The 23,618-nt window shown below is 65.0% G+C and carries 21 protein-coding genes and 1 pseudogene; 8 read left to right on the top strand and 14 right to left on the bottom strand.

Annotation, left to right across the window (positions count from 1 at the left end; all coding sequences use genetic code 11):
• Nucleotides 1–78 precede the first annotated feature (78 nt).
• Both ACLARN_RS26985 and ACLARN_RS26990 read right to left on the bottom strand, forming a co-directional pair.
• Nucleotides 79–474 carry a hypothetical protein gene (locus ACLARN_RS26985; RefSeq protein WP_409494253.1) on the bottom strand — a complete coding sequence of 132 codons (396 nt, stop codon included), beginning with the start codon at nt 472–474 and terminating at the stop codon, nt 79–81.
• 670 nt (nt 475–1,144) lie between these two features.
• Nucleotides 1,145–2,089: a serine hydrolase domain-containing protein gene (locus ACLARN_RS26990; RefSeq protein ID WP_409494254.1), complete on the bottom strand. Its 945-nt coding sequence runs from the start codon at nt 2,087–2,089 to the stop codon at nt 1,145–1,147.
• A gap of 767 nt (nt 2,090–2,856) precedes the next feature.
• Between ACLARN_RS26990 and ACLARN_RS26995 the strand changes: the two are divergent.
• From ACLARN_RS26995 to ACLARN_RS27010, 4 genes and pseudogenes are all read left to right on the top strand, one after another.
• Nucleotides 2,857–3,045: pseudogene (locus ACLARN_RS26995) on the top strand (TetR/AcrR family transcriptional regulator); the annotation flags it as partial.
• 412 nt (nt 3,046–3,457) lie between these two features.
• Nucleotides 3,458–5,041, top strand: a complete 1,584-nt coding sequence (locus ACLARN_RS27000; RefSeq protein WP_409494255.1) for an acyl-CoA synthetase — start codon at nt 3,458–3,460, stop codon at nt 5,039–5,041.
• A gap of 201 nt (nt 5,042–5,242) precedes the next feature.
• Nucleotides 5,243–5,842: a cyclic nucleotide-binding domain-containing protein gene (locus tag ACLARN_RS27005; protein ID WP_409494365.1), complete on the top strand. Its 600-nt coding sequence runs from the start codon at nt 5,243–5,245 to the stop codon at nt 5,840–5,842.
• Nucleotides 5,843–6,545: 703 nt separating this feature from the next.
• Nucleotides 6,546–7,733, top strand: coding sequence for a Fic family protein (locus ACLARN_RS27010; protein WP_409494256.1), 1,188 nt, complete (start codon nt 6,546–6,548; stop codon nt 7,731–7,733).
• Nucleotides 7,734–7,883: 150 nt separating this feature from the next.
• Here ACLARN_RS27010 and ACLARN_RS27015 read toward each other — a convergent pair whose 3' ends face one another.
• Together ACLARN_RS27015 and ACLARN_RS27020 are read right to left on the bottom strand one after the other, a co-directional pair.
• Nucleotides 7,884–9,038: a hypothetical protein gene (locus ACLARN_RS27015; protein WP_409494257.1), complete on the bottom strand. Its 1,155-nt coding sequence runs from the start codon at nt 9,036–9,038 to the stop codon at nt 7,884–7,886.
• A gap of 255 nt (nt 9,039–9,293) precedes the next feature.
• The gene (locus tag ACLARN_RS27020) at nt 9,294–9,887 is read right to left on the bottom strand and encodes a hypothetical protein (RefSeq protein ID WP_409494258.1); all 594 of its coding nucleotides are present in this window, start codon (nt 9,885–9,887) and stop codon (nt 9,294–9,296) included.
• 572 nt (nt 9,888–10,459) lie between these two features.
• Here ACLARN_RS27020 and ACLARN_RS27025 point away from each other — a divergent pair.
• From ACLARN_RS27025 to ACLARN_RS27040, 4 genes are all read left to right on the top strand, one after another.
• Nucleotides 10,460–10,849 (top strand): hypothetical protein, encoded by a 390-nt coding sequence (locus ACLARN_RS27025; protein ID WP_409494259.1) that lies wholly within the window; start codon nt 10,460–10,462, stop codon nt 10,847–10,849.
• Between the two features lie 147 nt (nt 10,850–10,996).
• Nucleotides 10,997–11,587 carry a carbonic anhydrase gene (locus ACLARN_RS27030; protein WP_409494260.1) on the top strand — a complete coding sequence of 197 codons (591 nt, stop codon included), beginning with the start codon at nt 10,997–10,999 and terminating at the stop codon, nt 11,585–11,587.
• A gap of 8 nt (nt 11,588–11,595) precedes the next feature.
• Nucleotides 11,596–13,080, top strand: coding sequence for a SulP family inorganic anion transporter (locus ACLARN_RS27035; protein WP_409494261.1), 1,485 nt, complete (start codon nt 11,596–11,598; stop codon nt 13,078–13,080).
• Nucleotides 13,081–13,533: 453 nt separating this feature from the next.
• Nucleotides 13,534–13,740, top strand: coding sequence for a hypothetical protein (locus ACLARN_RS27040; RefSeq protein ID WP_409494262.1), 207 nt, complete (start codon nt 13,534–13,536; stop codon nt 13,738–13,740).
• A gap of 1,312 nt (nt 13,741–15,052) precedes the next feature.
• Here ACLARN_RS27040 and ACLARN_RS27045 read toward each other — a convergent pair.
• The 10 genes from ACLARN_RS27045 to ACLARN_RS27090 form a co-directional block, all read right to left on the bottom strand.
• Entirely contained in the window at nt 15,053–15,673 is a 621-nt protein-coding gene (locus tag ACLARN_RS27045) for an N-acetyltransferase family protein (protein ID WP_409494263.1), read from the bottom strand.
• Entirely contained in the window at nt 15,667–16,356 is a 690-nt protein-coding gene (locus ACLARN_RS27050) for a hypothetical protein (protein WP_409494264.1), read from the bottom strand. The genes ACLARN_RS27045 and ACLARN_RS27050 overlap by 7 nt, the downstream gene beginning before the upstream one ends.
• 53 nt (nt 16,357–16,409) lie before the next feature.
• On the bottom strand, nt 16,410–16,715 hold the full coding sequence (locus ACLARN_RS27055) for a GH32 C-terminal domain-containing protein (protein WP_409494366.1): 306 nt from the start codon (nt 16,713–16,715) through the stop codon (nt 16,410–16,412).
• Nucleotides 16,646–16,987, bottom strand: a complete 342-nt coding sequence (locus ACLARN_RS27060) for a hypothetical protein (RefSeq protein ID WP_409494265.1) — start codon at nt 16,985–16,987, stop codon at nt 16,646–16,648. Before ACLARN_RS27060 ends, ACLARN_RS27055 begins: the two co-directional genes overlap by 70 nt.
• Before the next feature lie 20 nt (nt 16,988–17,007).
• On the bottom strand, nt 17,008–17,178 hold the full coding sequence (locus ACLARN_RS27065) for a GH32 C-terminal domain-containing protein (protein WP_409494266.1): 171 nt from the start codon (nt 17,176–17,178) through the stop codon (nt 17,008–17,010).
• A 237-nt stretch (nt 17,179–17,415) separates the two neighbouring features.
• Complete coding sequence (locus ACLARN_RS27070) at nt 17,416–17,802, bottom strand: hypothetical protein (protein WP_409494267.1); 387 nt, start codon at nt 17,800–17,802, stop codon at nt 17,416–17,418.
• 534 nt (nt 17,803–18,336) lie between these two features.
• On the bottom strand, nt 18,337–19,209 hold the full coding sequence (locus tag ACLARN_RS27075) for an alpha/beta hydrolase family protein (RefSeq protein ID WP_409494268.1): 873 nt from the start codon (nt 19,207–19,209) through the stop codon (nt 18,337–18,339).
• A gap of 1,123 nt (nt 19,210–20,332) precedes the next feature.
• A complete protein-coding gene (locus ACLARN_RS27080; protein ID WP_409494269.1) occupies nt 20,333–22,057 on the bottom strand; it encodes a hypothetical protein in 1,725 nt (574 codons plus the stop codon).
• 433 nt (nt 22,058–22,490) lie between these two features.
• Nucleotides 22,491–22,625: a hypothetical protein gene (locus ACLARN_RS27085; RefSeq protein WP_409494270.1), complete on the bottom strand. Its 135-nt coding sequence runs from the start codon at nt 22,623–22,625 to the stop codon at nt 22,491–22,493.
• Between the two features lie 394 nt (nt 22,626–23,019).
• Entirely contained in the window at nt 23,020–23,427 is a 408-nt protein-coding gene (locus ACLARN_RS27090; protein ID WP_409494271.1) for a hypothetical protein, read from the bottom strand.
• Nucleotides 23,428–23,618: the final 191 nt, after the last annotated feature.

Here is a 23,618-nt window from a genome sequence, read left to right on the forward strand (position 1 = left end):
AAGCAGGCTGTCTGTCCACCGGTACCGACGTCGCGCCCGAAACAGATTCCGAGAGTGCGCGCGTTGTCGAGTAGATGTTCAGCCGCGCACCGAGCGAACAATGAAGTCCTTGACCGTCACCACCTGGCGTGGCGGCACACAGAAAACCTGCCCCGTTCCCGCGAGACCGGTCGCAACACACGCGTCGTCGCCTTCACCCTGATTATTGATCAAGGTGGCCCCAGTCGTGCCCGCCGAGTTGTCCAGTGTCCGCCAGTTCTCGTCGTTGAACCTCAGGACGGGGCCGGAACCGGAGGTTCCGAGCTGCAAACACGCCCAGCCCGCAGGGCATTCCTGTACCGCTGACGCCGGTTCGGCGGTCAACGCACTGCCCACTGTCGTAACCGCCACCAAGGCGGCAAGTGAAAAGAACTTCATGGAAACACTTCTCCCGACTAGACCGGTCAGCGCCTGCCCGACCTGAACAATTTTCATCTGAATCAGAGCAGACATATCCCCTCTGAGCAGCTATCGTACGCATTGAGGGATTCATTCTTGCTTCATCCTGGGTTGCCGCACACAGCGCAGTGGCAGCGTGGCAGGCCACGGGCACCTGCCGAACAACCTGCGCAACGTCGAACATGCGGCGACGAATATCACTACCACCTGACATGGCCTGACCGACCTAGGCAGGACTGCGGGAGTGCGCCCTCATCGTCATCCCGCACTTCCACGCGTTCACCACGAGCGCCAGTGCGGGAAGCCCCGGAGTGACGACGGTACTCCAGGCTGCGATAGCGGGAGCACTACGCGATCCGGGCAGAAGATTCCGCACCACGTAGCAAGCGAAGAACGGCGTGAACGCATTCCGGCGAGCCGGCGGCGGGACTGAGCACCGCGCTGGCGACGATGTTTCCAAGAAAACATTGCCAGGGCACCCGGCCAGGAAGCCGGCTGCGCCGACGATGGCCGCCGCAGCTGGCAGCGAAATCAGCCCCCGCCGGCCGTGCCCAGCTTTTCCCGCTCGGTCAGCCGGAGACAGAAAGTGCGACAGCGACGCACCCGAAGACGACCGGCATCACCCTGCCTTCGTGATCAGGACAACCGACACCACAGCGGTAAACCAGAGAATCGAAACCGCACCCCATACTGCGAACGGAAATGCTCATGGCCGGACGAGTGCTTCGGTGACGACCTTGGTGGTTTTCGTCGGGCTGACGGACGGACTGGTCAGGCTTGCGGCGCCGAGCCGCACGACCACGGTGTCGGAGCCGGGGTCGACCTGGACGATCTGGCCGCCGAGACCGAGCGCCCAGTACATATTCTCCGGGGCGGATGGGACGAGTTGGGTACGGGGAGCCTGCTCGCTTTCCTCGCGGGTCATGGACTGCGACGGAGTGGCGACAGAGCCGTGCCGGTTGAGCCACCAGAGGTACCCGTACGCGGCGCTGATGTCTTGTGACGGCCTCTTCGTGGCGGCGGCCACCCACCGTTCGGGCACGGGCCGACTGTCTTTCCAGTGCCCGTTGCGCAGGAATAGGTAGCCGAACCTGGCCAGGTCCTGGCAGGTGGACTGCAGGCCCATGAACGTGTTGGTGTTGCCAGCCTGGTCCGCAGTCATCTTCGAGTGCTTCATGCCCAATGGTTCGAGAAGCTTTGTCCGAGCGTAATCGATCGGCTTTTCCCCGGTGGCCTTACGCAGCACTGCGTCGAGAACCTGGATGGCGGTGTTGTTGTAGGCCCAGACCTGGCCTGGACCTACGTCCTGGGTTTGCGAGATCGCGAAAGCGGTGCGGTCTTGCGCACCGAAGACCCTCCCGGCATCGTCGAGTGTGCTCGCCCAATGCCTGCCGGAGTCGTTGCTCAGCAGGTCCTTGATCGTAACCCCGTCGGACGGCGTTCCCACCCAGGCAGGAATGTATTTCGACACCTTGTCGCCGATGTCGAGCTTGTGCTCGGTATCGGCGATCCCGACGAGGGTGCTCGACACCGATTTGGTCACCGACCAGACTTCCTGGCTCGACTGAGAGCCCGTGCCGTTCCAGTACCATTCGGCGACCAGCCGCCCGTGCCGTACGACCGCGAGGCAGTTCGACTTGTCGGCTTTCAACTCCTCAGCGAGCTGGGCGAGTTTCGTCGGATCGAACCCGGCCGCAACGGGATCCCCGCGTTCCCATTCGACTCCGGGATACGAACGTTCTCCCGTCGGCCTGGCGAGGACGGCGCCACTCGACGTGACAGCCGCGCCGGCCGTCACCATCACGACAGCCAGTGCGGATACAACCCTGCGGCCAACAGAAGACGGCATCATCGTCCCTTCGACTCGGGAAACCTCGACGCAGAAACGGAGGATGCGGTGTCCTGGCTCCCCTGTCAATCCAGTCAGCGAAAACGACCTGCCAATGAATCTTTTTGTCATGCTCGTGAGCGTGTGCCGATGCCGAATCCGGCGACAGATGAGGCTGATCGACAAGATCCCGGCCCCGGACCGACGAGTTGTGACAACCTCGCAGCGCGATGCCGCCGAGCAGCAGTCCCTCCCACCTGCGGTTCTGACGCCCTTGGGAGCCGTCGCGGCTGCTCTGATCCTGTCATCGCGATTGGAAATGCGGCCGGGCGAGATCGCACGGTTCAGAGCTGTTCGATGCGTGCGGGCACGCTCTTGCGCCATGGGCTACCGAAGAACTCGCCCCGGCGCGCGCCGGAGGTAAGCGTGTTGGGCGGAACGCCGACGGTGCAGAAGCCCGGGCAGCTGACCCTCATGCCGTTGGGCAGCGAGATGTGGCCCCACTGCAGATGTCCGTGACCTCGACGCTGGTCTGCGCCGAACCGGCACATGGCGTCTGCTGGGCAGATGGTGACGCTGGCGGTGACACCGTCCGAGCGGTCTCCACCTTGCTGCAGGCCAATATCGACGCGGGCACCGTCCGCGCCGACCTCGCACCCGAGACAGTCCTACGCGGCCTGGGCGGCCTGCCGTACCTCGACCCGAAAGGCGAATGGCGACGCGACGTCGCGAACCTCCTCGATCTTCTCTGGCACGGAATGGGCGCCAAGCAGCCCTGAGTCCGGCCCTAGTACGGCTGGCTCGCGCCTGGGAGCCGAAGCTCGACGACTGCGGGTTCCCCTTCGCCGCGGCGAAGGGGAACCAGAACATTGACCCACCGCCTCTTACGACCGTCGGCCGGGGCGGAGCAGAGGATCTTGTGCCGCACGACAGAGGGCTCTCACCTCGAATTGTTCTCCGGTTGACAACTCTTGCCCTCCCCGTTGACACGACCACATCCAGTGGTCGACCCTTCACTCGGCGGGGCATGCCGGGTCGGCGATGATGAAATGTCCTGCCGGGCTTAAGCCATATCTATTCCAACCGAAATCGGACTTCACCACCAGTGATTAGGGCATCGTGTCGAAATTCATTCCTCGGGTGACGGAATTCATAGGCACTTCCATTGACACCGTTCACAATGTGGAGTCCATGCGGCAGGCGGGTCTGATCGAGCCGCTCCAGCCGGTGTGGGGATTGAAGAAGCTGGCCGCCATCCGGAAGGTCGGTGTGCTCGCCGGCCCGGTGCAGGTTCTCGCACGCCGAGCCCCTGGAACGGCCGCCATCATCGACGAGTCGGGCACGCTCTCCTACGGAGAACTCGACGCGCGCACCACCGCGCTGGCGCGCGCTTGGCAGGAAATCGGGCTCGGGCCGAACTCCGTGATCGCGATACTGGCCCGAGACCATCGAGGTCTGGTCGAGGTCATGATCGCCGCCGCCAAGCTCGGCGCGAAGCTGCTGCTGATGAACACCGGGTTCGCCGGGCCACAGCTCGCGGACGTCGCCCGCCGCGAGGGCGTGTCCGCGATGGTCTATGACCAGGAGTTCACAGATCTGTTGTCCGAGCTGCCGGGCAAGCTGCCCAGGTTCCTCTGCTGGGTCGATGAAGAACCCCACGACGTTCGCTCGATCGAGCACTTGATCGCCGGCTCCGGACGCGAACCGCTGCCCGCCCCGCCGTCGGTCGGCTCGATCGTTCTGCTGACATCCGGCACCACAGGTACCCCGAAAGGTGCACCTCGGAACGAGGCAAGTCCACTGGCAGCCGCACAATTCGTCGAACGCGTTCCCCTGCGGGCACGAGAGATCACCATGTTGACCTCACCGGTGTTCCACGCCACCGGATTCTCACAGCTCGTCATGGCCATGGCACTGGGCTCGACCGTCGTGTTGCGCCGCCGGTTCGACCCGGAAAAGACGCTGGCGCTCCTGGAGGAGCACCAGGTGACCGCACTGGTTACCGTGCCCACCATGCTCCAGCGGATCATGGACCTGGAGCCAGAGACCTTGAACAAGTACGACACCGGCGCCCTGCGGATCATCCTGTCGTCCGGATCCGCCTTGCCGACGGACCTCGGCAACCGGGCCGTCGCGCGATTCGGTGAAGTGATCTACAACCTGTACGGGTCCACCGAGGTCGCCGTGACCAGCATCGCCACACCCACGGACTGGCAGGCGGCGCCGGGAACAGTGGGCCGCCCGCCGCACGGCTGCACGATCCGGCTCTATGACCAGCACGGTACGCGCATCACCGAACCGGATGTGCGCGGCCGGATTTTCAGCGGTTCGACCCTTTCCTTCGACGGTTATACCGGCGGCGGAACCAAACAAGGTATCGACGGGCTCCTGGCCACAGGCGATATCGGCCACTTCGACGCCGAAGGCCGGCTGTTCGTGGACGGTCGTGACGACGACATGGTGGTCTCCGGTGGCGAGAACGTGTTTCCCGGCGAAATCGAAAACCTGCTCGCAGGACGTGCCGATGTGCTGGAGTGTGCGGTCCTAGGGGTTCCCGACGAGCAATTCGGCCAGCGACTCAAGGCATTCGTCGTCCCCGTGCCCGGCGAGACTCTGGACATCGACACGGTCAAGGAGTACGTGAAGGCACATCTCGCCCGGTACAAAGTGCCACGCGACGTGGTGTTCCTGGACCGGATACCTCGCAACCCCACCGGCAAAGTGAGGCGGGACGCTCTTCTGGCCCCGGGCAAGACACCTGACGGTAGCGAGTAGGCCGCATCATTGGCAGCGGCAGGTGAGCCGAGGACGGGGTCGCACAGGATTATTGATCGCGCATATCGATCTGTCCGGAGGCTTGTCGTCCGAAGATCGAGCGCCCGCCCGCAGACAGAACCACGTCGCCATCGGAGCTTGAGTCACGTCGACGATGGACAGTACATACTCGACAAGCAGGACACCCAGGGGTGCAGTTCGATGAAAGAGTCCAAGGTCCCGGCTGAAATCGCCGATCTTTCGTTCTTCCAACGGTTTCCTGCCGAGGAAATCAGCAGAGTCCTGCGACACGGGCGCAAGGTGACCCTTCCTCAAGGGTGGCCATTGGTAGCAGAGGGAACCCCTGGCGACGCTGCCTACATCCTGCTCGAAGGACAACTCGGTGTCTGGCGGGGACGAGAGCTCACCACAACGCTCGGACCCGGCAGTCTCATCGGGGAGATTTCGCTGCAACAGGGCACTCTCCGCGCGGCCACAGTGTCCGCGGCGACGCCGGTTACCGTGCTTCGGCTCAGCTCCCGAACCTTCACCCGCTTGGTCGCGAACTCGCCCGCGTTCGCGCGAGCGGTGGATGAAGTCATCGACAACCGGACTACGCCGCGCACCTCCGGGGTGACAGTCGAGGAACGACGGGGAGGCGGAAGTCCACGGTACCTGTTGATTTGTCTCCTGTGCTGGCTCTTTGTCTGCTTCGCGTTGCGACGGCGGCGTGTTCAGGAGCCCTTGGTACGCCAGATTCCCCTGGTGGGGTCTGTCCTTCGGATGGTCTTCGGCTCCGCTCCGCGAAGCACCAAAGGCTGAACAGCGTGCCTGCCCCAGCGGCAGATATCGCATATCAGCACCGAGGCAGCTGTACGGCTGCTTGCTTCTCATTCAGCGAACTGGGGCACCCCCTCAGTTCTTTCACGAGTGGGACGCCGGCTACATCGACCAGTACACCAAAGCGGCCACGTTGACTCTCGCCCATTCCGGACAGGGACGCGTCGAGCTGGCGCGGGCCGATACTGAACTCGGCACTCCCTGTGCCCCAACGTCTTCGGCGTGGACACGCACCGCGTCGGCACGACTGGTCGTCACGGCACGACGCCTGGGGCCTGTCCACATCGATCTGCACAATGTGACCCGAAGCCGGCCCGCCAGAAAGCACCAGCCCCGGTCTTCCGCGCCCACGTCCCCAGCATTCCGCCTGAGCGAAGGCTGCATCCTTTTAGGTGAAGCTTCCCGGCGGTAGAGGCTTCCCAGATGCGCGTAACGCGCAGTCGTGTAGGGGCCCGAGCACGCACCGGCCAAAGCGACGAGTGCCGAGTTTGATGCTCGAAAGCCCCGGTGACAGTGGCGACATGGCACCTGAACTGGCTTTATGCATACCCGAAGCGGAGGCTTGCCACTAAAGACTGTCGCGGATGACGAACAACGGCGAGACCGCAACTCCCCCGAAGTTGATCTTGAACAGGTCAAATCCACCATTTGCGGCCTTCACGTGGGTTCGTGAAGGCTTTGCGGTATGAACGAACGCGACGCCACCGGCGGTATGTGGGTGCCCGTGGCTGGGGAGGGTGACGTTCCGGAAGCCATCCGGCGGGAAGGGGCCTGGGCGCCCCGCCCATTGCCGTCCCACGTGGTACTGGCAACGAGGACACATCGGGGACTGGCTCGAGCTGAGCAGGCACTAGGACGTCTCGACGAGGCGGCAGAGCGCTTGCCGGATCGGTCATACCTCGTCGACTACACGATGCTGCGCGAAGCGCAGAGTTCCGCGGCGCTGGAGGATGCCTGCGTTTCCCTCACCGACGTCCTGCTGGCCAAGCTGCCGGGCGCGAAGCCCGCGCCTGACCCCGCGGTCGAGGCGATCACCCGGTACCTGGAGGCGAGCCGCCGCGCCTTCGGCACCGTCCGCGACGGCGCCGACATCGATTTGCCGTTACTGGGAGAGATCAGCCGACAGCTCGGCCCGGTGCCGCCTCCCGAAGGATCCGGATTCTGGCGTGAACGGACGAGCTGGATCAGCGGTCGTGACGGCACGCCCGTCGTCGCCCACACGCCGCCCGGCCCGCATTTGCAGGCGACGGCACAACAGTGGCAGGAGTGGGTGCGCGCGGACCACGACTTGCCCTTGGTCGCCAAGGTCGCGATCGGCCACCCTCAACTGGAACTTATCCATCCGTTCGCTGGGGGCAATGGTTACGTCGCGCGGCTCTACGTCAGCTTGGAACTGGTCCGCGCAGGCGTCTTACGAGACCAGATCCTGCCGCTGTCCCGTTGGCTCGACCGTTATCGCGACGAGTACTACCAGAAACTGCGCGCCATCGTCGACACCGGCAGTTTCGAAGAGTTCATGGTGTTCTTCGCCGAGGGCGTGGACGAGCTGTGCACCGAGCAGATCAACCTCATCAAACGCATGGAGAAGCTACGGACGGAACATCTCAAAGCGGTGCCGGGAGCTGGCAACGCCCGGCGAGTGGCCAGTGAACTGATCGGAATGCCCGTGACCAACCACCAACTGATCGCGCAACGATTCGACATCTCGATCAAGGGCGCGACCGACGTCGCGAAGAAACTCCAGCGCGCCGGACTGCTCACGGTGAAGGACAACGCCAAGTACAAGAAAACCTACATCGCCCACGATGTTCTGGAGCTGCTGAGCAGTCTCGACCCCGTTCCGCCCGCCAGCGACGACGCGGTTTTCGGGTGACCGCGCATTGACGTCGCCCCGACTCGCCCACCAAGGATGCCCCGATGCCATATACCCTTAACCAGCACAAACAGCCCGGTCGCCACCGCGCCCGAGCGCATCCCCGCGGCAAAGCGGGCTCACGTCTGGCCGGCCTGACCGTGTCGGCACTCACGGTGGCCGTGTTCGCCGTCCATGTTGCTCGACGACATCGGGGGCCCTCACCGGTAGCGATCCGTCGTCCGGTGTAGCCAGCAGCGACCGCACGTGGTCAGCGCCACCGGCGTCGACGTCCACCAGAAGCGCGAGAGCACTGCTGAAAGCCTCTCTACCGGCACGGATCCTGTTGCTCATCCAATACGCGCGGCCCAGCATGATCAGCAGATCAGCGTGAACGCCCTCCTCAATCGCGTCGTCCGCCGCGGCGAGCGCGACGGCACGCACGAGCGGCGGAACGGCAGCTGTAGCACGGTCCGCGTCGAGGAGGACCGAAGCCAAAGCACGCAGTGCCCTCAGCGCTCCGTGGTTGTCGTGAACACGATCGCAGGTGGCGATGAGGTCGGAAAGGACGTCCATGGCCCGATGTAGGCGACCCCAACGACGGTAGAAGTCACCTAACGTCGCCAAGGTCTTACAGGCGACGTCGTGATCCTGCTGAACGCGGGCGAGGCTGAGCACCCGGACCCATCGGGCATCGGCCATCAACCAGTCACCTGACCGGTCCGCGCACTCCGCCGCCATCGTCAGCAACCCGATCAAGGCGGCCGGGTCGCGGATCTCGATCGCCGCGCGCTCACTTGCCTCGGCGAACTCTCTCATCCACGCTGGATCGGCCATCCTCCCGGCCACAGTCCACCAGGCGCGCGCCAGGTGAACCGCGTCTTCCGCCATTCCATGCTCGAGCTGCCAGCGGATCACACCAACGACCGGCCAGCGCACTGACCGCAACCGACCCTCGTGAATGTCATCGTGCCGATCAGGCGGAACGGCCGCGACATGGCGCGCCCCTGCCTCTTGGACCAAGATTTGGAGGTACCGCCCGATCCTTGCCGCAAGCGACCTCGCCTCCGCGGATGGAACATCGACCGAGGGCCGCCGAAGGGCGACCATGGTCACCGTGTCGCCTTCCGTCAACGCGCCCGGCACTGCTGCCAGGCTGTGCTCGGCCATCCGCTCAAGCCGTGCTTCCAGCGCCGCACCGTGCGTTTCGCTTGCCGCGGCGAGCACACCGAGAGGCAGCCGATCCACCCCGCACACGACGAAAGCGCACAACAGAAGGTCGTCGTCAGGATTTCTACCCGACGACGACCGGACGCCATCGCTCACCAGCCAGCAACCTTCCCCAGCGAGCCCTCACCCGCCGACACGCCGTTGCTTGCCTAGTGCACCCTCCCCTGTCACCAGCCCACGGTCCTCAGCAACCGCCCTCGAACGACTAGCTAACCACTTCCACGGCGGCAAGTGCGACCGCTCACGAGGTGAGCTTCGGTAATCTGGCTCACTCGATCGAGCGACCCTCACCGAGGCTACGGGCAGTTCTTCCACAAGTTGATCTTGATTGTCAACCAGCGCGGTGACGAATCAGTACCTGCTGACACCATCGAGAGCGACCATATCCAACATCCGGCTACGGCTTACCCGAACGCCAGCCCAGCGGTTCCTGTGGAAACCGCCGTGGACATTGCCGCTTTGGGAGAGGTCCATCGTCACGGTGGCCTGTTCGTCGCCTCCGCGGCTGCCACCAACCGTGCGGAGGCGACGGACAGCGAATGAGCGGATACCTTCCCCGACTTCGACTCCGACGTGCTTCGATCCCGGTGCCGCGCCGTGGCTACCCGAACCGGTTCCGACCCCTGAGTACGTCACAGGATGATCGCGGACTCCGGCATCCGCGCGATCCAGTGTCCCCCGCCGCATCGCGCGGATGGCGATGAATGTGCAGCAGCCGTGCATGCCGATGGTCGGGGCACGCCAGATCGCACTGCCTTCCGCGCAGGTCACGCCTTGAGAGCTGCGTCGGCCTGTGAAGTAGTTGACCACCGCCACGGTCACTGTGACGCCGGACAGAGCATCCTCGGCCATACCACCGATCTCCGCTCCGGAGCGGATCGGGCCGAGTCCGGTGCCGACCTTGGCCCCAGGCGCGGTGACGTCGTAGCGGAAAGCGAACGGCACCGAGACACCTGACGTCCCCAAGAATGCCGACAAGCACCGGGCACGCTTGGATCCGGAGCCTGGGCAACGCCGGAGTCGCTCAAATCCCCGGCAATTGGTCGAAGATGCCTAACGTCGCTGACTCCGCCACCCGAGCAGTCGCCGTCCGGACACAGCGGAACACAACTGTTCGGGGACTGCCCGCGGCGGGGGTTGCGACGCTCCCGATCGCGATGGAGTGCGTCACCGGCGGCCCAGGGGTATCCGCTCTTCAATCGCCACGTAGGACGACTGACGATCTCGATTCTTTATGCCATTACATTCTACGTCAGTCCTGTTTCAGATCGGCTTCTGCACCCTCCCGCGTCCCGCATACTGAATATTTCACACCGGGTTCACTCAACTCACGGTTGCCTGAACACAAGGCAGTGCCGCTGCGCTATAGCGGCAAACAAGGGCAGGCAGTGTCGCCGCTCAGCACGTCGCATCTCTGCCTGTCACAAAGAATTAACCTTAGGATCGGCGTAGCACGCGTCCGCACGATAAGTTTGGCGGAGCAGTCGCGGATCTCATTGCCCAGAGGGAGGTTTGTCGTGCAGCGGATAGCCCGGTTCGCGTTGGTCGCCTTGGCCGTACTGCTGATGTCGCAGTTTTTCGTCTGCACGGCGACCCCCACTTTCGTGCACGAACCTCCGGCCACCGGAATCGAGATCGCCAAGGCAGGTGTCGCGGAGACGAGGCAGTTCGAGCAGGAGTCCGCGTCGTGCATCCCTCCGGATCACACCTATCCCAACGGTCTGCCGCCCGTGCGCGACCGTCACCGCACCACGGCGGATCTCACGCCCCAGCCGGTCGTGCATCCCATGTCCGCCTGCGCCCACCGCGACTTGCCTGTCGACGCCCCTATCTCCTGGCGTGACGCTTGCCACCGCGGGACTCCCGCGGCCCACTCCCCCGCGATGCTCCAGGTGTTCCTCTGCTGAACCGGCCCGAGAGCAGCTCAAGACTCCGTTGACCGCACCACCGCGTCCATCGACGCGCTGGCGTGCCGTCTCGTAGTGCCATCCGGATTCAGTTCTCGTACCCACGCCGACGCGCCGTTGAATGGCGCGCCAGGAGGAATTCCTGACATGCGATCGCTGATCGAGCACGCCCGTTCCTTCCGCAGGCGATCCGCGGAAAACGCCGAGCACTTCGCGCGGCTGGCAGAAGGCCAATCCCCGGAGGTCCTGTTCATCACCTGCTCCGACTCCAGAGTGGTCCCCGCTCTGATCACCGGTGCCCGCCCAGGCGAACTCTTCGAACTACGCACCGCCGGCAATATCGTGCCCCCGTACGCCTTCGGCATCCCCACTGGCGAAGCGGCCACCATCGAGTACGCCGTGGAGGTCCTGGGCGTCACCGACATCGTCGTGTGCGGTCACTCGCATTGCGGCGCCGTCGGGGCCCTGGTTCGCCGAGACGACCTGACCGCCGTGCCCGCCGTCCGCGACTGGCTGACCCACGCCACGCCGCGTCCGGAAGGGACGGTCGATGACCCGACCGTCACGGACGCGGTGCAGAACCATGTGCTCACCCAGTTGCTGCGGCTCCGCTCTTACCCGTGCATCGAGAAACGCCTGACAGCGGGCCTGCTGAGCCTGCATGGCTGGTTCTACGAAGTGCACACGGGATCCGTGCTCGCCCACGCCGCGAACTCCGATACCTTCGAGGCACTGTGAAGACCACTGTGGACCAACGCAGAAAGTTCCCTCATCTGCGACAGGACTTCGCTGCCTCACTCGTGGTGTTCCTGGTCGCCCTCCCCTTGTGCGTCGGTGTCGCCATCGCGTCCGGTGTCCCGGCGGAACTCGGCCTGATCACCGGAATCGTCGGCGGCATCGTCACCGGGTTCATGCGCGGCAGCAGTCTCCAGGTGTCCGGGCCCGCCGCGGGCCTGACCGTGCTGGTCTTCGAAGCCGTCCGCGAATTCGGGTTACCCATGCTCGGCGTCATCGTGCTGGCCGCCGGGTTGCTCCAGATCATCATGGGCGCGCTCAAACTGGGGCGCTGGTTCCGGGCCATTTCGGTGTCCGTGGTCGAGGGCATGCTCGCGGGCATCGGACTCGTGCTCATCGCCGGTCAGCTCTACACCACCGCGGGCCTGACCGCACCGGCGTCGGGTCTGGACAAGCTGACCGGACTCCCCAGGGCGATGGCCGAAGCCTTCGGGAGCACGACCGCCCTCGCCTCCGTCGCGCTCGGCGCGGGCACCATCGCGGTGATGGTGTTGTGGAAGCGGCTGCCGGCACGAGTGCGGGCGGTGCCGGGTCCGCTCGCCGCGGTCGCGCTGGCCGCACTCGTCACGCTGGCGTTCGATCTTCCGGCCGCGACGGTCGAGGTACAGGGGCTCCTCGGCGCGATCCAGCTGCCCGGCCTCGCGGCCTTCGGCGAACTGACGAACCTGAGCCTGATCGGGACCATCCTCGCGTTCACGTTGATCGCGTCGGCGGAGAGCCTGTTCAGCGCGGCGGCTGTCGACCGGCTCCATGACGGGCCACGAACCGAATACGACAAGGAGCTGATGGCCCAAGGCACCGGCAACACCGTGTGCGGACTGCTCGGCGCCCTGCCGATGACCGCGGTCATCGTGCGCAGCTCTGCCAACGTCCAGGCCGGCGCGAAGACCAAAGCCTCCCGGGTTCTCCACGGCGTGTGGCTCCTGTTGTTCGCCGCGCTGCTGCCGGCCACCCTGGCGCTCATCCCGTTGCCCGCCCTCGCGGGCATCCTCGTCCACGCGGGCTGGAAACTGATTCCGCGCCGGCAAATCGCGTCGCTCTGGCGCGAACACCGCGGGGAGGCGTTGATTCTCATGATCACCGCCGCGGCGATCGTCACGGTGAACATGTTCGAGGGCGTCCTGATCGGCCTCGCGCTGTCGGTTGCCAAAACCGCGTGGGAGGCCTCGCACATCAAGCTCGAGGTCACCGACAAGGGAACCGGTCCCATCCAAGCTGACTTGTCAGGCAATGCGACGTTCCTGCGCCTCCCCAAAATCCTCGACGACCTCGAGGCCCTCCCTCGTGACCGTCCGATCCGGCTTGACCTCACCGGCCTCCACCACCTCGACCACGCCTGCCACACAGCGCTGGACAACTGGGCATCCAGGCACAGCGCCGGAACCGAACCCGTGAAGGTGACTCAACCGCAGACCCTGACCACCGCGCCCTGCTGACACCCACACCCACCCACGATCGAGCGGGCCACGACGACAGGTCGTGACCCGCTCGACGTCCGCCTAGGCTGACGACCTTTCGCCGGACTTGCTCGCGGCCGGCTGTGCCCCCGCGGGTTCGGCGGCGGTGGCGGCCGGCGCCGTCGCACCGAGCAACGCGCAGAGGGCAGCGCCGGACGACATGAGAAGTGAGCGCAGTCGCATTGTTCCAACTCGTTTCTGCGGCAGGTCATGCCGCTGCAAGGGGACGAACGCGCTTACCTTGGGACACTTTGAATAGAAACGGCGGGAGGATGCGCCTCCACCGTCGTGAGGCGACCGTCGCCGGGGCCGGGGGTAGCCACGCGCCGGCCGCCGGGCCCGGAGTTCGCCCGGACCCGGCGGCCGCATGCTCGGCGTCCGATGTCAGCGACCGCCTGGCGTGGACGCTTCGTTGTTGCCCGGGATGCCGACGTGACCGCCGAGCGCGCCCTTGCCGTAGGTCCGGTCGACCGCGGTGGCGTCGCCATGGATGTCGAGACGGACCGTTTGGGCGAACGGCTTATCGACCGGGAAGTTGAGGTTGGTCGGGTACAGACGACCTTCAGCTGGCCGTTCTCGAAGATCCCCCGAGTCGGAGCTGAGCGGATCGACGCGGTCACCGGCCGGGAGACGCGGTGATCGAGGAGTTCCGGCTGACTCCGATGGCGCCGGCGCTAGGGAAGGTCGTGTGTGGCAGGTCGCTTCAGGACACGACTCGCCACTCGAACCACCGCGGCACCGGCCTGCTCGTCATCGCAGCCGAGCGCGAGGCCCCTTCACCGTTGTCCAGCAGATCCCGTGCGACCGACTCCCACCCGGCACTCAGCGGATCAGTGCCGTGTGGAGGTTTCGGCAGGGGCTACGGTCGACATCGACATCCGCGCCGACAAGCTGTGAGCTCGTGCAGGCGCGGTGAACACGCTCCGCGGCGGCGCGGGACTGTGGTCATCTGACCGGTCGAGTGCGTCGAGGCCGTCATGCCATCGCGCCCAATGCGGCACGCACAGCCCCAGCCAGAATTGCCTCTCGCCGCAGCCCCGGCGGCGGCACGAGCTTCTCCGGTTACGAATCGCCATGGCCGAATACCCTCCTCCCCCTATCCGCTCATGACACTACCGGGCAACGGTCGTCGGGCGGGAAGCGACCGAGCACAGCAGGTGCATCAGTGACGGCCGAGCACACAACAGCCGTTTCGTGTTGACGCAAGCACTGGACCGGCCAGCGATCCGGCTCGACGATTCGGCCACAGGGGCGAAGATCCGGCGCTCCGGCACCTCACGCTACGTGCTCTTCGGACGAATGTGGACCCGTCTGGGCATGACCGCTGACGGCACCCGTGCCGGTGATCGGAAGATCCGGACATGTCTCCCTGAGATATGGGATGCTGACATCGGTCCGGCGCGTCCCTCCCCCTTGCGCGCCGGACCCCACACCTAATCGGCTCCCGGGATCGGCGTAACGCGAACTATTTTCCTTATAGCGCGGGAAGACTGTTCGAGCAGGGCGCTCACTCGAGGCGAGTCGTCGCCTCGAGTGAGTGAGTGAAAGTCCTTTGTGAATCCGGATTGCTCACCGTCGTCCTTTTTGCACCGTCATGGGTTTCCGACCTTCGGGTCACTGGAGCGACTCTCACCGCTCCATCAGCGTCCGTCCACAATGTCCTCAGGGTGTGATGGAGACGAAGGAGCACGAACGACAATCCGTGGAAGTACAGGCATGAGGCGGGATCGAACTGACCGTCACCGAACGTTTGGTCGGCCTTGATCGGCGCTCGCTGAGGCGGATAAGACGGCGGGAGCCTTGGCCAGCGGGAATCTTAGGCTGTCTCGTCGGTGACGGTCGACTTGGCTCTGGCCGGTGTCCTTGGTTTCGCGGATGACATTGTCGCCGCAGTCGTTTCCGGCCCGGCGGCGCCTCCACGACCGGAAGCAATCACACGCCTCACATCGTGTCAACGCTGGTGGCAGACACCGTCAGACCGCGGTCCCGGCGCTCCGGAGCGCGGATCCAGATGCAGGGTGAGATAAGCGAGGTCCGGTCCGACATGGTCGGCTTGCGCGCCGGACCGCCGCATCGCGCGGATCATCGCGGTATTCGTTTCCTGGGCGATCGCGACGATCGCCGCACTGTCTTCGGTTCGCGCGAGAGTGATCAGCCGGTCGAGCAAGGCGGTACCGATCCGCCGTCCTTGCCACTGATCCTCGACGAGGATGCCGGCCTCCGCGCATCGGCCGCTTATCCGCACCGTCGCGACCGCTACCACCCCACCATCCTGGGTTTCGGCGAGGAACGTGCGAGTCGCCTTGTGTCGGAGCAAGCGCTCGACGGCCGGCGGCTGGTCGCTGCCGTATCGCCGGACACGGCTTTCGGAACTGCATCGCTCGTGCATGTCCTCGATCGCCGCCGCGTCGGCAAACACAGCGGGACGAATCACCACATCCATGCCGTCCGACGGCTTCGGCTCGTCCGCGGCAGCCGGTGCACCGGCGAGATGGCGTTGCAGATCGAGGACGGCTTTGGCCCTCGCGACCTCCACCGGAGTGAACGGCAGCAACGGACGCGTGATCACCACCAGGCCACCTTCAGGAGCGGCCAGCCGCATCGACGTACCGTCGCCGATCCGTGGCTCCCGAGGCCTTTTTGCCGGCTGCCAGGAAATGTCGCACTCGCCCAGCATCGCCTCAACAGCTGTGCTGAGTCGGCTCGCGGACCGGCCGCTTGGGCCACGATCGTCAGGATCCGAGTGGGCAGGTCGACGAACTCGTGCACATCCGCCGGAACCACCCGCACGTCCCGGCTGCCGCCCAGTTCGGCCACCGCCGCGATGTCCGCCGCGGTCGCGCCCACGGGAGCACGCAGAAGGAATTCGTCGACCGCCCCGTCGGGCACGGCCAGAACCTGCATGGACACGATGTCGTACCGGTGCGCCGCCAACGCCGCCGTCACTCCCGCCAGGCTCCCGGGCACATCACGGATGGTGGCACGGAGCCGCCAGGCCACGCCCGGTTGCGCCGCGTCATCCTCCGCCTTCCGGCGCGGCCGGTGCAGCCACCAACGCCGCAGGGCGGAGGTCGCGATCAGGAGCAGACCCAACCCGAACAACACGACCGGTCCGACGCTGTTGAGTGACATCGTGCTGACGAACAGATGGGCGACACCCGCGGCGATGAACAGGGCCGCGAGCTCGATCAGCTCACGACCCATCGAAATCTTCGCACTCTTGGCGGTCTCCGACCGCAGCTCGGATTCGCTCATGCCGACAAGCGTCCATCGCCTCCTTTACCGCCGACGTCGTCTCCTGTCACGATTCAGTTAACGCGGGCAGGAAACCCCAGAGACGGACCCGGACCTCGCGGCCGACAGCGTGCACCGCGAACCCTGTTGCCGTTTCCGGCGGGAAGACCAGATCCGTGAGGCAGACCCGGCCCGATTGGGGCGAACACCTCGACCGACGACCGGTCGACGAAGACCTCCAGATGCGACGCCCCACAGCGCAGAGGGACCGGCACGCCGTCGACGGAAGGGAAGGCCGCGTGGAACCCGGTCAGGCCCGAGCGGGTTCGGTCCAGGCGCAGACGCCCGAGCGGACGTCGTAGCGGAGCTTGGTCGCATATTCATTTCCGGCGAGCAGGTCGAGGCCGACCTCCGTCGCGCCGGACGGCTCGAGTACGGCGGTCAGCCGGTAACTCTGCGTGCCTGTGGCGGCGTCGCCGCCGACATAGCTGTTCACCAAGCGGCTGCCCTCGAAGCCAGTGACCGGCTGCTGCTCGGGCAGGGTGCCGGTGGTAGACCCGGGGCCGAGCGCCGTGCCCGTGGTGCCCCAGGCGCCGTAGCTCGGCGCCTCGAAGTCGGAGTAGGGACCGGCGGGCGCCGCGGCTTGGGACACGTTCCGGACCTCCTTGATGGTCAGGTTCGAGAACCGTGCGGCGCCCCCTCGGTGTAGAGCGAGATCCCGGTTTCGCCCGGCTGGAAGAACACCAGGTTCGAATTGACGGTCTTTCCGTCACCGGTGAACACTTCGACGCTGCCTCGGTCGACGAGGATCTTCAGATGCACGGACTTGGCGCCGGGCTCCAAAGTGACTGTCTGTGCCGGTAGGCGCCGAAGCTGTAGTTCGGCTAGTCCGAGCCGGAGCGGAACGTCCCTGCACCGGCCCTGTTGTCATAGTTCTTGTTGACATACGTGCAGAAAGAACTCGCGTTCCGGTTTCACCAACTCCGGGTCCGGCCGTCGAAGTTCTGCAGCGCCAAGTCAGGCGATCCTATTTCGAAGAACGCCATCACACCCTGGCCGAGCTCAAGAACGACTCACCCTTCACCAACGGGCACCGATCCAGGCCCAGTGGGTGTCGACGCCGGTGTTCCGCACCAGCGTGAGACGATAGTTTCCGCCTGCCAGCCCCGAACAGTTCCACGACTGCGGCGGGTCCTCCAACCGGAACTCGGTCTTGCAGAATTGATCGCCCCACTTGTTCAACAGCACCCAGGTCGCCCGCCCCCGGCCATCGGAATCCGCGTCGACACTGATCGTTCCGCCCCCGAAATCGGGAATGGGCAATGTGCAGGTGATCGTCGGGCAGTCCCTCTTGTCGGAGCCCTGAAGCCCCATCCCAGTAGCACTGGCGGGGGCGGTGGCGCCCTGGGCCAGCATCAGCCCGGCAACCGCGGCCGCACCGCCGAACAGACTCAAAAGACGCTTCATCAGCGAGCTCCTCCCAACCGATCCGGTTCAGCACACGATCCTATGTGCACCACGCTTCAACCGAGCTTCTGTTCGGCTACGGCGATGCGCGGGGCGGACGAGAGCCCTGCCGACCGGAGCGAAGAGTGCTGGAGAGTTCGACGAGCGCAGGCCGATGTCCAGAACGATTCACGACCGTCAACCTGGCCCCCGGATTCCCAGCCACAGCGTCGGCGCTGGCCCGGTCCGACGATGCGGACCCGACGAGCACATCACCAAGCCACGAAATTCCGAGGCATCGACGGCTTCTCTGACATCTCCGCCGCAGCGCGCGTCGTACAGTCGCCTCTGCTTCGCATACCCCAAGCAGTCGCCGTCCGTCCCTGGACGTGTCATTGCGCGTATCGCGCACCGTATTAGCCATAGGGATGTGTCTCTGTTGATGGCGCCGCCCCGTGGGACGGGGCATGATCGCCGCGAGCCGGAGCTCCCCGGAACAGGGCGCGGACAGCCAGTGACTGGATCACGCCCGGTTCCGGAGTCACCGATCCGGGATCACGAGTGCGGACAGTTCCCGAGGAAAGCTGAGGTCTTGGGGTCCTTCGGAATCGGGCAGAGGAACTGCTCGTACCGGGTGTCGTTGTCCACGAAACGCTTCAGCCAGGAGATGCTGTACTTGGCAGTGGTGACGTTCGGCAGCGCAGGGGCGACGTGGCCTCCACCCGCGATCTCGACATAGCCCTTGTTCAGCCCTGGGGCGAGGCTGTCGTAGAACGCCTTCGCGTGGATCGGGGTCGGCGCGATGATGTCGCCTTGGCCGGCGATGATGAGGGTCGGCGTGCGAATACCCGCGTATCCGCCTCCGATGTTCCATGGGACGATGGGAATGGCCGCCTTGAGGGCGGGATTGCGGACTGCCGCCTCCAGTGTTCCGCCACCGCCCATCGAAATGCCCATCACCGCCAACCGGGAAGTGTCGATCCTGTCCTTGGCCCGGCTCTGCTCCACCATGAACTTCAGCGCGGCCAGCAATTGATCCGCGCGGGAGGAGGGAAAGTCGAACACCGAGTTGGTTTCGATGGTCAGGACCACGAACCCCTGCGAGGCCAGCCGGGGCCCGAACCAGCGTAGGAACAGTTCCGACTCGGTGAAGCCGGGCGCGACGGCGACCGCGCCGAAGGTGCCCTGGCTTGTGTCGTTCGGGAAGTGGAGCGTGCCGCCACCGAACCCGTTTCCACGGGCCACCGGCACCTCTGTCACCGTGAACGGCCCTCGTTCCGCCTCGATACTCGCCTTCGTGGGATCCGGGCCCCGCTGATAGGACTCATCCGGGCCGGCTACGGCATCGGTGGGCGCCACACCCGAACCGAGTATCGCGAACGCGACCGCGGCGGCCACCGCGGTCGCTATCTTGTTCCGAATTCGCATGTTCGTACTACTCCTCAGCCGAATAGCTGTGATGGTGGTAGTGGGCGATGGTCTGCCACATCGATCCGCGGCCACTAAAGCGAACTTCGCGCGTAACGAAGCCTGTTCTGTCCGCGGCCTTGATGGATTTGAATACCTTCCGACCCATGCGGCCTGTCCGCCGGGGCGGAATAGTTTGAAGTACTACGTCGTACTTCGCGTACGCTATCGTTCTCAAAGGGTGGCGACAAGAGAAGCCGACACGCTCACACGCAAACCATCACGCCAAGAACAGTTCGGAATACCGGAAGTGTCATCCACGACATAAAATCGCGATCAAAAGGGGTGCGCATATCGGCCTGGACGGGCACCGTTCCTCTCCGGAGTGTGATGAGAAGGTGATGTCATGAGTGGACGTCCGCCCTCTGACCGGCATCGAAGCTCTGGCCAGGGTCCGGCAGCGGCTGCAGAGCAGGCACGGACTCACACCCGAGGAGGTCGCGGCGCCACAGAAGGCCCGCATTCTGTTCGGGTTCTTGGAGCTCGCCGCCGAGAAGGAATACCGGCGGTCACAGAGGTCCTCGACCGAGTCCCGACACGCGGGACCGAAACGCACGCAGCCACCCTTGGTTGGCCCGCTCCTCGCCGTCCTGATCATTACACGATCACTGGCTCGATAGCGTCAGCTGGACACAGCTTACGAAGATGCTCCAACAGGCGCTGCCCGCCGAGACCTAGCAGGATATGGTCGGCGCGGTTTTACCCTGCTGCAGGCCGATATCGACGCGGGCACCGTTGGCGCGGACCTGGAACCAGAGACCGTCCTGTGGCGGGTCTGCTCGATCTGCCGTGGCCCGGAATGGGCACCAAATAGCCCTAAGCCCACGCTTGGCTTCGATCCTCCGGGTCCTGCATCGATCCAGGCCACAGATCGGCCATGCGCTTAGACGCGCGACGACCGCGCTGAAGCACTATGTGCCGTCCGAGACTCCCAGACCTGGCGTCGACATTCATCGATCCGGAAGTCATCGAAGAGGGCGGCCGATACGAGATCACCGGCACCTGATGGGCGAAGGAGGCCTTCTGCTACGCGTTCCTGATCCGCGACGGCCTCATCCAGGACGTCCTCGGCCGGTACCGCTGATCACTCCACGCTCTTGAGGACACCGACCGAGCTCAAGAAGGCGGTCAGCTGGACATCGATCAGGCCGCTGGAGCCGGGGCCGCGCAAGCTGCCGTCAGCATGCGGATGCAGCCCCAGCAACGTGATCCTCACAGCACTGTCCAATCCTGGAAGGGAGCTGATACGACCTCGTAACCCCTCCTCCGCCGCGTCAAGGATCTCCGTGCTCCAGCCCTGGGCCGCGGCGGCTCCGACGTCAATGGTTTCGGCTCCTTCCTCACCTGTCAGGAAGCCGTCCTCCGCCAGCATCTGAAGCGTCAAATCGAGCTCAGACCCGCCGTCGGCCAGCTGCAGCTGGCGCGTCAGCGGGTCATAGGCGACGGTCAAGCAGTGTTCACCTCGTCGGAAGCATGCCTCCTCGATGCCCCCTTCCCATTCCGAGCGTCCCAGATCCGCCCAACCGCAGGCGACGAGTCTCGCGGCGGCGGCTTCGAGAACCGTGCCCGTGTAGCCGACGTCGTCGCCACCACCATAAAGCTGCTGGTGGTCCTTGTTTCCCTCCGCCCGAACCTGGTCCGCGGCGATGCCGGACGTGACGACAGAGCGAAGCAAGGCCTCCAGCTCCAGGCACGGCTCCACATCACAGCCGCCCCGATGACACCAGTCCTCACCCGGGCAGGAAAGCATCAACCGGTGCACAGCATCGAAGCCGTCCCGGGTAGCAGCGGTTCGGGAGACACACATGAGGTAACTGTGCAGCGGGCCAGGGTCGCCGTAAGTTCCTTCGTGAGCATGGAAGGCACCACCATGGACGTAGACGATCAGGCCGCTTCGCTTGCCCTCCGCCCAGCCTGCGAGGGCCGCGCGCGCCGCTGCCGAGGTCATCGCGTCGTGGCCCGAACCCCAAGTATCAAGCCGCCACAACGGGCTGAAGCGCCAGTCCCCAGCGGCGGCCAACGCGTCGATCGCGGTCAGGAGGCCGGCCTGTGTCGCCTCCTCCACCGCATGGTTTCCCACCGTCGGCGAGGTCGCAAGCAATTCACTGGCGACGCCGACGTCCTCCGCGGCCGGTAAGCCTTGTAAAGCGTCCTGAGACCACCAACGTGCCGCCGGGGGTACGAGCGCCTCATTGGACTGCGCGTCGATCCTGATCACATTTCGCGGGTCGTCGTTACGGGCGGTACCGAGCACGGTGTGCAGCACCATCTCCAACTCGCCGAGACCACCTGCCGCCATCACCAGTTCCGGCCGATCCTCGTAGCCGGCAAGCACCTCGACAGAGACCGGACCAAGCTCGGGGAAGCCGGTCACGGCCTTGGGTTGCCGGGCGAACTGGTCAGCTTCGCGATCGGGCTGGGATTCCGACGGCAGTGGATTGCCATCGCGATCGATCCTCGGTATCCAGGCCGGCCGCCGCTCCTGTCGTCGGCGGATCCGCTCCACCTGCTCGAGCAGTTCGCCTTTGGTGGGGTACGAGCGCAAGAATCCCTCAGCCGCCGGCCGCACCAACGCGTCCAGTTCATCCTTGCTCAGGCGTTCGGGATTCTCGGGGATCTCGATGAAGACTTCCGCGCGAACCAGCTGGGCGAAGCCAGCCTGTACCGCGGCCCGGAAGCGCGCCGTGAAATCACCCCTGGTCGTCTCGAAGGCGATCTGCGTCGCCTCCAGATCAGCCTTCTCGCCGACCAGGCCATCCATCATCGCCAGCAGGATGTCATTCTGTGCCACATCGAGCGCCATGGTCACGACCTTAACCTTCACGGAGGCACGTGCCCGCATCCGAGGCGACCGCCTCGGCACTGGTGCGACAGGCGTGCCCCGACTGAGTGATCTGTCGTCTGGCGACCGCCCATAAGCCGGATTTCGTTCACCCGTGGAGTTTCGACAGTTTGAATCGTTCCTGAGCGATCGCCCAAGAACCACATTTCGAACGGCGGCGGCCCGGGTGCACCCGACCAGCAGTCACTCGACCAGCAACAGGTGGCGCACCTGGACCGCGGCCACGGCGTCGAGCCGGTGTACTGGGCATCGAGGGAAGTGTGGTTGTTCCGGCGGGTTGGCGTTCCGGAAACAGGCGGAGCTTCATGCGGCAGCACCGTCACTGCCAGGCTACGACTTCCCCGCAGCCTGGCATGTCGTGCCTCGGTCCTGGCGCGGAGGACCGAAGAGTGTTCCGAGATCACCGTCGCGCGAACAGCCGCACCGCTCGCGGCTGGCGTAGGGCGAACTCCACGTCGCATCCCTCTACGGCCGTCCCGAGCCACCGTTCCATCACCGCCGACTGCTCGGTGTGGCGTTCGCGGAACTCGCGCACGAACCGTTCTGTCCGACCACGAGCAGGGCGCGGCACTGTACGACGCGATCGTGGGGCCGCTGGGACTGCCGGGACCACCCTGGACGTCGCGCACTTCGTCGATGACCCGAATGTGACGGCACTGGTGGTGACGATCCGGCTGCACGAGACCGCTCGGGACTGTCACCGCGCCGGCGCCGATCCCCCTGCACGATCTCGTTCCGTCGGCGCTATCCCCGACTCCGTCACTTCCTGCGGTAAGCATCAGAGTTGTGCTCAGATCCGAGCAGACCCGGTCGGCGACCACGGCCTGGTTCCCAGCCTTCGGTCGGCAGTGTTCACCCAGGCTCTCTCGTGAACACTGCCGACCGATGAGTCGCGACCGCCGACCGATCCAGGAGCCTGAAATCCTCGACTACTTCTCGAGGCAGCCGGTGTAGTACCACCCTACATTGCTGACGAACATCTTCGCGTTGTAGCAGCCGGCCTTCACTATCTCAGGCGTTCCCCATTGGGCCACCTGGACCGGCTGAACAACCTGCGTGTGCAACCCACTCCATTGAGTCTGGCCGGGTTTGACCACCCAAAACTGGATAATTCGCCGCTCTCCCACATTCTTTTCGTACCGGACGCTGAGGTAGCTCTGCTGCCCTCGACTGCCAGGGAGCTTGATGCAGAGCCAGTTTCCCTCGATGTACAAGCACTTCTCGGTCAGGTCCGCAGAGACCGAAACCCCGCCTCCGGGAGCTGACCAAGCCGGCGGTGCGCCGACCCCGAAGAACACGGCCAGCGCACAGATGAATATAACGACCTGCTTTTTCATACATTCCCTTCAGTCAGCGAATACACGAACGACGCTTGACGCGCCGAAATCTGGATCCCACGCCTGACGAATACGATGCTTCTCGGTGTCAACACACATGGCCCTTCAGGCAAGATGACGGGTCGCCAGCTCGGCATGTATGCCGTCGACCCGCTGCTGCAAGCCCCCGTTACCCCGGGAATCCATTCCAG

It is taken from the genome of Amycolatopsis sp. cmx-11-12, from assembly GCF_046269425.1.
GTDB lineage: Bacteria > Actinomycetota > Actinomycetes > Mycobacteriales > Pseudonocardiaceae > Amycolatopsis.